This window comes from Rhodococcus sp. BE178, from assembly GCF_050433545.1.
Classification (GTDB): domain Bacteria; phylum Actinomycetota; class Actinomycetes; order Mycobacteriales; family Mycobacteriaceae; genus Prescottella.
The window spans coordinates 71959-84649 of record NZ_JBNPXA010000008.1 but is presented as its reverse complement, the minus strand read 5'-3'; the positions used below and the strand labels follow the sequence as shown (position 1 = coordinate 84649).

Here is a 12691-nt window from a genome sequence, read left to right as displayed (position 1 = left end):
TATAGAACTTCGTCGGATTCCGCTAGATTTCGCGTGCTTGGTATCCCCATCGACATCCTGTTACCAGTGGAATTCCGGTTTTCTCGACACGGAAGAGAACGTGTTCTAGTCTCAGGTCAAGTGAACATCTCTTACAGACGGGAGCGTCCAGTGGGTGACCATGACAGCCGCGAGGTGATGCGGCGGATCGACGCGCTACTGCCGGTGCTGCGTGAACGCGCACAGGAGACCGAGGATCTGCGTCGCATTCCCGACGAGTCCATCAAGGCGCTGCAGGAGACCGGGTTCTTCCGCCTGCTCCAGCCGAAGCAGTGGGGCGGCTACGAGGCCGATCCGGTCACCTTCTACACCGCGGTCCGCACTTTGGCGAGCGCCTGCGGATCCACCGGTTGGGTCGCCGGCATCATCGGTGTCCACAACTGGCACCTCGCACTGTTCGACCAGCAGGCGCAGGAAGACGTGTGGGGCCAGGACACCGACGTCCGGATCTCCTCGTCGTACGCGCCGATGGGCGCCGGCGTCGTCGTCGACGGCGGCTACAAGGTCAACGGCAAGTGGTCGTGGTCGTCCGGTTGCGACCATGCCGACTGGGCGATGCTCGGCGGACCGGTCATCAAGGACGGCCGTCCGGTCGACTTCGTCACCTTCCTGATCCCGCGCAGCGACTACACGATCAACGACGTGTGGAACGTCGTCGGCCTGCGCGGCACCGGTAGCAACGACATCGTGGTCGAGGACGTCTTCGTCCCCACGCACCGCGTGCTGAGCTTCAAGGCGATGAACGACCACACCGCCGCCGGCCTCGCGGTCAACACCGCGCCGGTGTACAAGATGCCGTGGGGCACCATCCACCCCACCACGATCTCGAGCCCCATCGTCGGAATGGCCTACGGCGCCTACGAGGCTCACGTCGAGCACCAGGGCAAGCGCGTGCGCGCGGCCTACGCCGGCGAGAAGGCCAAGGACGACCCGTTCGCCAAGATCCGGATCGCCGAGGCGTCCAGCGACATCGACGCCGCGTGGCGTCAGCTGTCGGGCAACGTCGCCGACGAGTACGCCCACCTGCTCGCGGGTGAGGAGGTACCGATCGAGCTGCGCCTGCGGGCCCGTCGCGACCAGGTGCGCGCCACCGGTCGTGCGATCGCCTCGGTGGACCGGCTGTTCGAGAACTCGGGTGCGACCGCTCTCGCGAACGGCACTCCGATCCAGCGCTTCTGGCGTGACGCGCATGCCGGACGCGTGCATGCTGCGAACGACCCCGAGCGTGCGTACGTGATGTTCGGTGGCGCCGAGTTCGGCCTGCCGCTCACCGACACGATGGTCTAGGGGGCACCGATGACAGCCACCGAAGCCATCGAGCTCTCCTACGAGTCGACCTCGCGGTTCGCGCAGGTCCGCCCGGACCTGAAGCTGCACTACCACGAGGCGGGGGTCGGCAACGGCCCCACGATCGTGCTGCTGCACGGCGGCGGCCCGGGTGCGTCGTCCTGGTCCAACTTCGCCAGGAACATTCCCGTTCTGGCGCAGCAGTTCCACGTGATCGCCGTCGACCAGCCGGGCTACGGCCAGTCCGACAAGCCCACCGAGCACCCGCAGTACTTCCGGCACAGTGCGTCGGCGTTGAAGGACCTGCTCGACACGCTCGGCATCACCGATCATGTTCACCTGCTGGGCAATTCGCTCGGCGGTGGCGCTGCGGTCCGATTCGCCCTGGACTACCCGGAGCGGGCCGGACGGCTCGTGCTCATGGGACCGGGCGGCCTCAGCGTCAACCTGTTCGCGCCGGACCCCACCGAGGGAGTCAAGAACCTCGGCAAGTTCAGCTACCAGCCGACGCGGGACAACCTCGAGGCGTTCCTGCGGATCATGGTGTTCGACCAGAAGCTGATCACCGACGAGTTGATCGACGAGCGGTTCGCCGCGGCGAGCGCTCCGGAATCGCTGGCGGCCGCGAAGGCGATGGGGAAGTCGTTCTCCAGTTCCGAGTTCGAACTCGGCATGCTGTGGCGTGACGCCTACAAGCTGCGCCAGCGGGTGCTGCTGATCTGGGGTCGCGAGGACCGGGTCAATCCGATCGACGGCGCCCTGGTGGCGCTCAAGATGATCCCGCGCGTGCAGCTGCACGTGTTCGGTGGGTGCGGCCACTGGGCTCAGCTCGAGAAGTTCGACGAGTTCAACCGTCTCGCAGCGGACTTCCTTCTCGACGGAGGTAAGTGATGGGTATTCGTTCACTGGCGTACATGCGCATCGAGGCCACCGACATGGCCGCGTGGCGCGAGTACGGTCTCAAGGTTCTCGGGATGATCGAGGGCAAGGGCACCAACCCCGACGCCCTCTACCTGCGCATGGACGACTACCCGGCTCGCCTCGTCATCGTTCCCGGTGAGCGCGACGGGCTCTACTCCGTCGGCTGGGAATGTGCGAATGCCGAAGGCCTGCAGGAGATTCGTGAGCGCCTGGCCAAGGCCGACTGGGAGTTCGAGGAGGGCACCAAGGAGGAGGCGGCCGAACGCAACGTCGTCGAGTTCATCAAGTGCCGTGACGCCTCCGGTTCCCGCCTGGAGATCTTCCACACCGTCGCTCTGCAGCACCGCCGCATCGTGAGCCCGTACGGACACAAGTTCGTCACCGGCGAGCAGGGTCTCGGGCACGTCGTGCTCGCGACCAAGGACGACGAGGCGGACCTCGAGTTCTACCGCGACGTCCTCGGGTTCAAGCTGCGCGACTCGATGCGACTGCCTCCGCAGGTCGTCGGGCGTCCGGCAGACGGGGAGCCGGCCTGGCTGCGCTTCCTCGGTTGCAACCCGCGTCACCACAGCCTCGCGTTCGCGCCGCTGCCGAACCCCACCGGGATCGTGCACCTGATGGTCGAGGTCGAGAACTCCGACGACGTCGGACTGTGCCTCGATCGCGCGCTCCGCAAGAACGTGAAGATGTCGGCGACGCTCGGCCGTCACGTCAACGATCTGATGCTCTCGTTCTACATGAAGACCCCGGGCGGATTCGATGTCGAATTCGGTTGTGAGGGGCTCGAGGTGGAGGACGAGAAGTGGATCGCGAAGGAGAGCACCGCTGTGAGTCTGTGGGGGCACGACTTCACGGTGGGGTTCAAGTAAATGTCCGGCCATGAGACGTCCAGAGTGGGAACGGGAACGGAGATCGATCCGCGACAGTTCCGGACCGTCCTCGGTCAGTTCTGCACCGGCGTCACGATCATCACGACCATGGACGACGGTGCGCCCGTCGGGTTCGCGTGCCAGTCGTTCGCGGCATTGTCGCTCGAACCGCCTCTGGTGCTGTTCTGCCCCACCAAGGGGTCGCGGTCGTGGGCGGCGATCGAGCGGACCGAGCGATTCTGCGTCAACGTGCTCGCGGAGGAACAGCAGTCCACCTGCGCCCGGTTCGGGTCGCGGGAACCGGACAAGTTCGCCGGAATCGACTGGACTCCATCGCCGTTGGGGTCGCCGATCCTCGACGGCTCGCTCGCGCACATCGACTGCACGGTCGAGACGGTGCACGACGGCGGCGACCACTACGTGGTCTTCGGACGGGTCCACTCGATGAGTGAGATCAAGACCGAGAGGCCGCTGCTGTTCTACCGCGGCCAGTACACCGGGATCGAGCCGGACAAGACGGTGCCGGCGAAGTGGCGGGACGACCTCGAGGCGTTCCTCACGACCGCCAGCGAGGACACCTGGTTGTAGGCTCCGCCCATCGGGGGATAGCTCCATCAGATGATGGATTGGGGAAAGAGTTGAAGGGTCCCTTCACACGCTCACCGCGTGTGAAGGGACCCTTCAGCCGTTGGGGCAGGGGTTCAGATCATCAGGGCGGTGAAGCGCCAGTCGAGCGCCGGGCGGTCCGCGCCGCCGCCGCTGCGGGCGTGGACGATCGAGCGAAGGTGCACGCCCCACGCGTCACCGATCGGGTCGGCCGCCACCACCTCGAGGGTGCTGGTGAGCGTGTCGCTCTCCCGGACCGGGCCGGTGTGGTCACAGGATTCCCAACCCAGCACGGTCACCAGGTTCGGTAGCGCCCGCACCGCCTGTGCAAGCGCGATACCGATCGTGTGCCCGCCGTAGACCAACCGGGATCCGCCGACGCGCTCGTCGTGATGGACGGCGGCGATGTTCAGGCTGAGCCGTGCCAGTTCGGGTGCACTGGTGACGACGTCGCCACTGTTGGCGAACTCCGTACCCACAAGGTCGGGGGAGAAGCGCTCGCCGGGAACTCGGTCTCGATAAGTGTTCAGGTTCCAGTTGTCGGGGACCGACCACGCGGGGGCGTCCGACGGTCCGATCGAGGACAGGTCGTCCGCGTGAACGACGCGTGTCGGGTCGGGGGCGTCGCTCAGCGGGAGCATCGCGCACCGGTAGAAGTCGAGGACAGTCCGCCCGTCCTGGTCGGTGGTGGTCATCCGGAGCGCGGCCAGCCCGGTGGGTGGGCGACCTGGACGAGCTGAGTTCTCGCGTAGGCCGACGACCTCCGTCCTCGTGTACAGGGTGTCGGCGAGGTGAGGGAACCGGTGGAAGCGGAGTCCTCGATAGAAGAGGTTGGCCTTCACGTGGTGCGTGGCCAACGTCGACTGCCCGATCGCGATGTCGCACACCAGACCCGGGTTGACGACCGCAGTGGGTGCCCCCGTGACCGCCCGCGACAGGTGGGTGTCGAGCGCGAGCCGGATCCGGTCGCCGAGGATCGCCTGATGCGCTGCGGAGAGGCCGTCTGTGAGGGTGACGCCGGGGGCTGTGTCGAACACCGTCCCGACGGACAGGTCGTCGAAGTAGGGCCCCCCGACGATGTGTGCTCCGGTCATGTCGTCAGACTCCGATCTGCGCAAGTGTGCGCCGGGCAGCGACCGCGACCGCCTCGTCGAGCATCTGCCCGTCCAGCTGTGCCGCCCCGGCCCCGGCGGTTGCGGCCTCGGCCATCGCGTCGAGGATTCGACGGGCCCGGTCGACAGCTTCGGTTGTGGGCGTGAAGATTTCCATGGTTGCCTCGACCTGTTCGGGGTGGATGACCCATTTTCCGTCGAAACCGAGGTCTCGGGTCCACTGCGCCGCCGCGCGGAAGGCGGCGTGGTCGGCGATGGACAGGTGTGGGCCGTCGATCGCTTGGATACCTGCGGTTCGGGCGGCGATCAGGATGCGGTCCTGGACGTGCACCCAGAGTTCGGGCGCGAACCCGCCGCCTCGGCCGAGCGCGGCGCCCAGGTCGGCGTATCCGATCACGACGCTGTCGAGTCGCGCGGTTGCGGCGCAGATCTCGTCGATCGACGAGACACCCTGAGGAGTCTCCACGAGGGCCTGCAGCCGGGCGGGCGAGCCCAGTTCGGTGAGCACCCGGTCGGCTGCGACCAGGTCGGTCGCGGTGTCGACCTTCGGCAGCACGATTCCGACGTTGTCGAGCGCACCGATCGCCCCCAGGTCGTCGGCGCCCCACGGGGTGCCCAGTCCGTTGACACGGACGGTGACCATTCGGTCAGGTCGGTGTTCCCCGAGGAGTCGGCACACCGAGGTGCGTGCCTCGTCCTTGCGCGCAGCCGTGACGGCGTCCTCGAGATCGAGCACCACCTCGTCGGCGGTCGATGCGAGGGCCTTGAGGATCTTGCGTTCGTCCGATCCAGGGGCGATCAGCACACAGCGTCGGCGGTTCGGTGTTGTGGTGCTGCTCATTTCGCCTCGGCTTCCCCGAGAACGCCTGATTCGACGAGGTCGTCGATGGTTCTTGAATCCAGACCGGCTGCCGTCGCAACGTCGCGGGTGTGTGCTCCGGACACCGGCGCCGCGGTGGCATCGGTGTACACGCCGGACCAGCGGAGCGGGGAACGCGAGGTGAGCATGGTGCCGATTCCCGGCTGAACAACTTCCTGCACGACACCGTCGCCCTCGCGGCAGCGGATATCGGCGGCGACCTCGGCGAGCGTGCGGTAGGCGCTCCACAGCACGCGGGTCCCATCGAATTCGGCCTCCAGCTGTGCGAGGGAGCGGGCCGCGAACCACGGTTGCAGCACAGCCGTGATGGCATCCCGGGCCGCGTACCGGTCGGCCTCCACACTCAGGTCCAGTCCGCGGTGTCGTTCGAGTGCGGAGAAGATGTCGGCGGTGCCGGTGACATCGACGAGTGCCCGCCACTGACCGGTCGTCAGCCCGACGATCATGACGGCCCGACCGTCGGCGGTGGGGAAGTCTGCGCCGTAGCTACCGAACAGCGCATTGCCCTGACGTCCCCGCGCTGCACCGCTGCGGTCGGCTTCCGCGACCCACCCCATGCTCGCGACCGCGGACAGCGCGACATCACCCAGTGCCAGTTGTAGATACGAGCCCTGACCGGTCTGGTCGCGACGACGCAGCGCCGTCACCAGTCCGAGTGCGGCGTACAGCCCGGTGAGAAGATCCCACGCCGGCAGAACATGATTGACCGGGGTGTCTGAACTCGGGGCTCCCGTCATGAGAGGCAACCCGACTTCCGCGTTGACGGTGTAGTCGACGGCGGGAGTTCCGTCGGCGTGGCCCTCGACGTGCAGATGGATCAGGTCGGGGCGGTGCCGGGTGAGGACGGTGTTGTCCAGCCACGGTGCGTGTGCGGCGTTCTCGAGCAGAATCCCGGAGTCGGCAACCAGATCGGTGACGAAGCGCCGACCGGCTTCGCTGCGCAGGTCCACGGTCACCGACTTCTTCGCCTGGTTGAGGCCGGCCCAGTAGAGGCTGGCACCGTCATCGGTGACGGGCCAGCGGTTGCCGTCGACGGCACCGGAGATCGGATCGACGCGGATCACCTCGGCGCCGAGTTCGGCGAGGACGCGTCCGGCAGTCGGCCCGGCGACGAACGACGACATGTCGACGACGCGGATGCCGTTCAGCGGTCGTGCGGTCATGACACCCTCTCGAAGATCGCCGTCAGTCCCTGCCCGCCGCCGATGCACATCGTCTCCAGCCCGTAGCGCACGTCGCGGCGCTGCATCTCTCGCAGCAGTGTCGTGAGGATACGCACGCCGGTGGCACCTACGGGGTGCCCCAGCGAGATTCCCGATCCATTGACGTTGGTTCGCTCACGGTCGGCGGCACCGAAGTTCCACTCCCGCATGCAGGCCAGTGCCTGCGCGGCGAAGGCCTCGTTGAGTTCGATCAGATCGATCCGGGACAGGTCCAGTCCGGCGCGCTCGAGAGCTCGTGCCGTCGAAGGAACCGGACCGATGCCCATGATCGACGGGTCCACACCTGCGACTGCCCACGTGACGACACGGGCGAGCGGGTTCAGCCCCAGCCGGTCCGCATTTTCCCGTGTGGTTACGAGACAGGCTGCAGCGCCGTCGTTCTGGCCGCTCGCATTGCCGGCGGTGACGGTTGCGTCCGGGTCGGTCCGCGCCATCATCGGCCGCAGTCGGCCGAGGGATTCGACGGTGGTGTCGGCTCGGGGATGCTCGTCCCGCTTGATCGTCTCGGTGCCACCACCTTTGACCGGGACCTCGACCGGCACGATCTCCTCCGCGAACTTGCCTGTCCGGATCGCCGTCACCGCGCGCCGGTGCGAGGCGACGGCGAGTTCGTCCTGCTCTTGGCGGCTGATGCCGAACGTACGTCGCAGATTCTCGGCGGTCTCGAGCATGCCGCCGGGAACCGGGTAGTTCCGTCCCCCCGCGGTGACGCGTCCGCGGGCCAGGCGGTCGTGCAGGGCCGCTGGTGCCCCCTTGGCGCCAAAGCGCATGGACTCGGTGTAGTACTCGGCGCGGCTCATGGATTCGACGCCACCCGCGATGATGAGATCGGCGACGCCGGTCTGGACTCGCATGGCAGCGTCGAGCACCGCCTGCAGACCGGAGCCGCAGCGCCGGTCCAACTGCTGGCCCGGCACGGTGACCGGCAGTCCGGCATCGAGTGCGGCTACCCGGCCGATTGCGGGGGCCTCGCCGTTGGGATAGCACTGTCCGAAGATGACGTCGTCGATCGCCTCGGGTGCGACGCCCGTGCGCCGAATCAGCTCGGCGATCACCCGGGCGCCCAGATCGGCGGCGGGAACGTCGCGGAACACCCCGCCGTACCGCCCGACAGGCGTGCGCAGCGGCTCGCAGACTACGACATCGGTTGCTGACGGTGAGTTACTCACTGCGGAAATCCCTTTCACGATCCGTCCATTGCTGTGCCCAGTCGCGCAGTTCCACGGCCCGGATCTTGGTGCCGTTGCCGCCCACCGTGGTGGGCATCTTCTCGATCACGTGGATGGCCGACGGCACCTTGAACGCCGCCAGCGAATCCGCACACCACTGCCGTAGGGCGGCGGATGCGATCGTGGCATTCTCGACGGGAACGATGAACCCGACGGCCTGGGTGTAACCACCGGGCCCGGTGATGCCGACGACCTTCGCGGTCTGCACATCCGAGTGCGTCGCGAGGCGCGTCTCGATCTCGGCGGGGTCGACGAGGAACCCGCGCAGCCGCAACGCATCCCCGGCACGACACACGTAGGTGAACCCACCATCGCCGGTCGCGACCGCCAGATCACCGCTGTGGAACCACCCGTCGGCGGTGAATGCCTGTGCTGCGGCGTCCGGATTACCCAGGTATGCGTCCGTGACGTTCGGTCCGCGAACCTGGAGTTCACCCTGTTCGCCGTCGGGCACCACGGAGTCGTCGTATGGGTCCGCGATTCGGATCGAGATCGCAGGGCCTACGGGTCGTCCGCCACCGTTCCACCGCACCGCCTCGGGATCGTCGGCGTTCCAGAAGAGCATGAGCGAGAACACCTCCGACGATCCGAACACTCCGGTGGTGAACGCGTCGAACTCGTCTCGCGCCCAGCGCGCAATCTCGTGCGAGCGACCGAGGAAGTCCGCGATGCCGAGCCACTTCAAGGACGAGAGGTCCCCGCGGACGTCCTGCCAGGTGTCGTGGATCCTGCCGTAGAGATCGTCGCCGCCGACGATGTGCGACACCCGCTCGGATTCCATCGCGCGCAGCGTGGTGACGGGATCGAACACCGGAACCATGAGCACGGTTCCACCGCCCGCCAAGGTCGCCATCGCGGTGTTGAAGCCGAACACACCGGACAGTGGGAGCACGCACAACGTCACGTCACCGGGCACGATGGCCATTCCGGCCGCATCCGCCCGGGCATGCTGTACGACGGCCGATTCCCGGTGCGCGGCCAGCTTGGGGGTACCCGTCGATCCGGATGTCGTGAAGGCAACGGCGAGCGGGTCATCGGGATCGCCGAGATCCCCTGCCACAGTCTGGGTTGCGGTCACCGGCGTGCGCGGTGCCGACGCCCCGCCCGTATCGCCGCTGCCGGCTTGCCATGATCCGGAGCCGAGATCGAATGCCGCGGCGTCGAAATCGGCCGTGGGGCCGAGACCAGGAGTCCGCACCACCGCCAGTGTCGGGGCATCGGCATTGCCGTCGGTGGCCGAGACGGCCTGGCGGAGCATGCCGAACAGATCGAGTCCGTGGAAGCTGTCGGCGACGGCCACTACGGCAGGCCGTGCCGAGCGGAGCACGTGCTCGATCTCGCCGACGTTGTAGCGGGTGTTGATGCCGATGACGTGGGCGCCGAGTGCCGATGCCGCGAACTGCCAGACGACCGCGTCCGACCAGTTCGGAAGGAACACCGCGACACACTGCCCGCGTCGGAGACCGACCTCGGCCAGTTCGGTCGCCAGCAACCGCACTCGGTCGCGAAGCCGGGTTCTTGTGGTGGTGACGATGCCCGGACCGACCAGGTCGATGGCTGCGGTCGCCTCGGGGGCTGCGGCGACGAACTTGTCGAGGAACGATGCGAGAGTCTCGCGAGTCATGATGCTGCCTCCGCTCGTGTCGAGCGGGGGACGCCCGCCAGTTCGCCCAGCCACGTGGCCGCGACGTCGGCGAAGTCCTCGACTTCCTCCATCGGATAGTGGCCGATCCCCGCCAACATCGTGAACCGGGCACCGCGGATGCGGGACGCGTCGGCCCTGACCGTGTCGGGAGTGATCCATGGATCCTGTTCTCCCGCAATCATGTGCACGGGACATGTCGTCAGGCACAGTCGCTCACGCACGTCGTGCCCGCCCCAGCCGATGAGGTCGGACGACGAGATCACCGGATCCTCACGACGGTGCATGGTGGCAATCAGATCCGCCCGGTCGGCGGGAACGGTATCGCCCACCGAGGCCAGGGTGCCGAGGTATGTCCGTTCACCGCGTGACGGTCCGGCAACATCCTCGAGTTCGCGGCGCAGGCCTGCCACATTCACGCGGCCGGGCCCCGCCTCGGCGGCCATCGCGATCGCGCCCGCCAGGGGGCGCTCCGGGCGCGTGGCGAGGTCGAGCGTCAGCTTCCCCCCGATCGAGCAGCCGATCACGTACGGGCGTCCGATGCCGAGAGCGTCGAGCAGCTTCCACAGCCAGTCGCCGTACGCCGTGAGATCGGTGACCGGACCGTTGGCGGCGGGCTCGGACCGGCCGTGCCCGGGTAGGTCCGGCACGACCACTCGATACCCCTTGTCCGCGAGAGAGGACGCGACATGACGCCACTGCACACCGTTCTGGCCAGCGGTGTGGATGCACAGCACCGTAGGAGTGGCGTCGTCGGTCGCGGTGGATCCGTTGGCCGGGTGGACGATCTCGACGAAGCCCAGAGCCGAGTCGATGAGCAGATAGCGGGCCTCGATCACAGCTGTGCCTCCCGAGCGATCGTTCGCGCGTGCGCGATGAGGATGTTGAGGGGCTTGGTCAGTCGCAGGTACTCGTAACCGCTTCCCGTGGAGGAGAACTCACCGGTGATGGCGCGGCGCATGAAGTCGTCGCGGTCGCCCAGAACCACGTCCACCCAGGTGTGCCCGGGCGCGACGAAGGTGAAGGTCGCACCTCCAGGCGTGCGGGGGCTGACGTCGATGATCCGGCCCCTGTACACGCGCAGGTGGACCTCGCGGTCGTCGCAGCGTAGTCCGATCGTCCCGTCCCACGTCGCGAGCGAGGACGCGAAGCCTGGGTCCGCACCGAGCGAGTCGCGCACGAGCGCACCCCATCGGGTGGTGCAGAAGTCGGTGGCGGGCACGCCTGGAGTGGACCCTCCGTCGCGAAGTCGCCACGTCTCCACGGACTCCTCGCGTACCGCGCTCACGTTGTCGCACAGGACAACCCGTCGGACGAGGACCGTGGTGTCCCCTTCCGTTACCACCCGGGTGATCACGGATTCGCTGCGGACACTGTCGTCGAGCCGGACCGGATCGCGCGTGCTCCAGGACAAGCGCTCACGCACCGCAGGCGCGATGGTCGGTGACGGTGCCAGCAGTTCGGCGACGGTCGGTCCCAGGAGGGATGTGCCCGCGGGCAGTGCGATGCCGGACTCGGTGAGCAGCGAGGCGACCCGGGCGTACCGGCTCTGTTCGCGGTCGCCTACCCGGAGCGTCGAACGTGAGGGTGCGCCGACGCTCATGACGTGGCCCGGCCGAGGAGTTCGTCGGAGATGATCCGCATCTGGATCTCGCTGGTGCCCTCGAAGATCTTCGTCAGGCGGGCGTCACGCCAGTGCCGCTCGACCTGGAAGTCGGTGGTGTAGCCGGCGCCTCCGTGGATCTGCACCGCCTCGCTGGTTACTCGTTCGGCCATCTCGGTGGCGACGAGCTTCGCCATCGACGCCTCGAGCGAGCAGCGCCGGCCCGTGTCGATGTCGGTGGCCACGGAGTACATCAGCTGGCGGGCTGCCTCGATGTCGGCGGCCATCTTGGCGATCTTGAAACGCAGGTGCTGGAAGTCGCCGATCGGCTTGCCGAACTGGTGCCGGGTGCGTACGTACTCGAGCGAGTCCTCGAGCGCGGCGCGGGCCAGGCCGATCGCGCGGGCTGCCGTGTGTGCGCGACCGACCTCGAGGCCGCTGACGGCGAGGTAGAACCCCTTGCCTTCCTCGCCGAGCATCTTGTCGGCCGGAATGCGGAAGTTGTCGAATGCCAACTCCCATGTGCTCCAACCGAAGTAGCCGATCTTGCGGACCTTGTTCCCGGAGACACCTCGGGGAAACGATCCGCGTTCCTTCTCGATGAGGAAGGCGCTGATGCCGGTGTGCGGCTTGGCGACATCCTTGTTCGGATCCGTGCGGACGAACAGCACGAGGTAGTCGGCATCGTCGGCGTACGTGCACCACATCTTGGTGCCGTTGACGACCCACTCGTTGCCGTCGCGTACCGCGCGGCACGAGATGTTCGCGACGTCCGAACCGGCCTCGGCCTCTGACAGCGCGTACGCGCCGAGGTACTCGCCACGGGCGACCCGGGGCAGTAGCGCCGCCTCCTGTTCCGGGGTGAACCCGCCGCCCATGCCGTTGCCGCGGGCCAGCAGACCCGACACACTCATCCAGGCGCGGGAGAGTTCCTCGGCGACCAGGCAGTACTCGAATACGCCGAGGCCCAGTCCACCATGCTCCTCGGGGATCATGATCCCGAAGAAACCGATCTCGGCCATCGCTTGCTTCAGCGAGTCAGGGATCGTGCCCTGAACCGGGTCGAGTTCGTTCGCGATCGGAAGCACCTGCTTCATGGCGAACTCGCGCGCCAGGTCCCTGATCGCCAGGCGTTCTTCGGTGAGGTACCGCGGGGAATCGACACGCGGTTGTGAAGGTCGGTGAGTCATGCGCTCTCCTAGTCAAGATTAACGCTTGTTAACCAAGTAGAGCATGTGGCTGCATGAGGCGTCAACGGACCCGAACTCAGGCGAATTCGG

Annotated in this window: 12 protein-coding genes; 4 read left to right on the top strand and 8 right to left on the bottom strand. The window is 67.3% G+C overall.

Annotated features, from left to right (window positions below; genetic code table 11):
• Nucleotides 1–177: 177 nt before the first annotated feature.
• From hsaA to hsaB, 4 genes are read left to right on the top strand one after another with little or no spacing between them, the layout of a single operon-like run.
• On the top strand, nt 178–1326 hold the full coding sequence (hsaA, locus tag J2X34_RS15795; RefSeq protein ID WP_429518413.1) for a 3-hydroxy-9,10-secoandrosta-1,3,5(10)-triene-9,17-dione monooxygenase oxygenase subunit: 1149 nt from the start codon (nt 178–180) through the stop codon (nt 1324–1326).
• Between the two features lie 9 nt (nt 1327–1335).
• Nucleotides 1336–2217: a 4,5:9,10-diseco-3-hydroxy-5,9,17-trioxoandrosta-1(10),2-diene-4-oate hydrolase gene (gene hsaD, locus J2X34_RS15790; protein ID WP_429518270.1), complete on the top strand. Its 882-nt coding sequence runs from the start codon at nt 1336–1338 to the stop codon at nt 2215–2217.
• Nucleotides 2217–3116 carry an iron-dependent extradiol dioxygenase HsaC gene (gene hsaC / locus J2X34_RS15785; RefSeq protein WP_114723639.1) on the top strand — a complete coding sequence of 300 codons (900 nt, stop codon included), beginning with the start codon at nt 2217–2219 and terminating at the stop codon, nt 3114–3116. The genes hsaD and hsaC overlap by 1 nt, the downstream gene beginning before the upstream one ends.
• Complete coding sequence (hsaB, locus tag J2X34_RS15780) at nt 3117–3704, top strand: 3-hydroxy-9,10-secoandrosta-1,3,5(10)-triene-9,17-dione monooxygenase reductase subunit (RefSeq protein ID WP_174908058.1); 588 nt, start codon at nt 3117–3119, stop codon at nt 3702–3704.
• A gap of 113 nt (nt 3705–3817) precedes the next feature.
• Here the strand turns inward: hsaB and J2X34_RS15775 are convergent, their stop codons facing one another.
• Genes J2X34_RS15775 through J2X34_RS15740 form a run of 8 tightly spaced genes read right to left on the bottom strand, consistent with a single transcriptional unit; the run spans nt 3818 to nt 12601 of the window.
• Entirely contained in the window at nt 3818–4816 is a 999-nt protein-coding gene (locus J2X34_RS15775) for a MaoC family dehydratase (protein ID WP_429518268.1), read from the bottom strand.
• Nucleotides 4817–4820: 4 nt separating this feature from the next.
• Nucleotides 4821–5675 (bottom strand): HpcH/HpaI aldolase/citrate lyase family protein, encoded by an 855-nt coding sequence (locus tag J2X34_RS15770; RefSeq protein ID WP_429518266.1) that lies wholly within the window; start codon nt 5673–5675, stop codon nt 4821–4823.
• Entirely contained in the window at nt 5672–6877 is a 1206-nt protein-coding gene (locus J2X34_RS15765) for a CoA transferase (protein WP_429518264.1), read from the bottom strand. Before J2X34_RS15765 ends, J2X34_RS15770 begins: the two co-directional genes overlap by 4 nt.
• The gene (locus J2X34_RS15760; protein ID WP_429518262.1) at nt 6874–8106 is read right to left on the bottom strand and encodes an acetyl-CoA C-acetyltransferase; all 1233 of its coding nucleotides are present in this window, start codon (nt 8104–8106) and stop codon (nt 6874–6876) included. Before J2X34_RS15760 ends, J2X34_RS15765 begins: the two co-directional genes overlap by 4 nt.
• On the bottom strand, nt 8099–9790 hold the full coding sequence (locus J2X34_RS15755; protein WP_429518260.1) for an AMP-binding protein: 1692 nt from the start codon (nt 9788–9790) through the stop codon (nt 8099–8101). Before J2X34_RS15755 ends, J2X34_RS15760 begins: the two co-directional genes overlap by 8 nt.
• Nucleotides 9787–10647 carry an alpha/beta fold hydrolase gene (locus tag J2X34_RS15750; RefSeq protein ID WP_429518258.1) on the bottom strand — a complete coding sequence of 287 codons (861 nt, stop codon included), beginning with the start codon at nt 10645–10647 and terminating at the stop codon, nt 9787–9789. Before J2X34_RS15750 ends, J2X34_RS15755 begins: the two co-directional genes overlap by 4 nt.
• The gene (locus J2X34_RS15745) at nt 10644–11411 is read right to left on the bottom strand and encodes a hypothetical protein (protein WP_174908070.1); all 768 of its coding nucleotides are present in this window, start codon (nt 11409–11411) and stop codon (nt 10644–10646) included. The genes J2X34_RS15750 and J2X34_RS15745 overlap by 4 nt, the downstream gene beginning before the upstream one ends.
• On the bottom strand, nt 11408–12601 hold the full coding sequence (locus tag J2X34_RS15740; RefSeq protein WP_429518256.1) for an acyl-CoA dehydrogenase family protein: 1194 nt from the start codon (nt 12599–12601) through the stop codon (nt 11408–11410). The genes J2X34_RS15745 and J2X34_RS15740 overlap by 4 nt, the downstream gene beginning before the upstream one ends.
• Nucleotides 12602–12691: the final 90 nt, after the last annotated feature.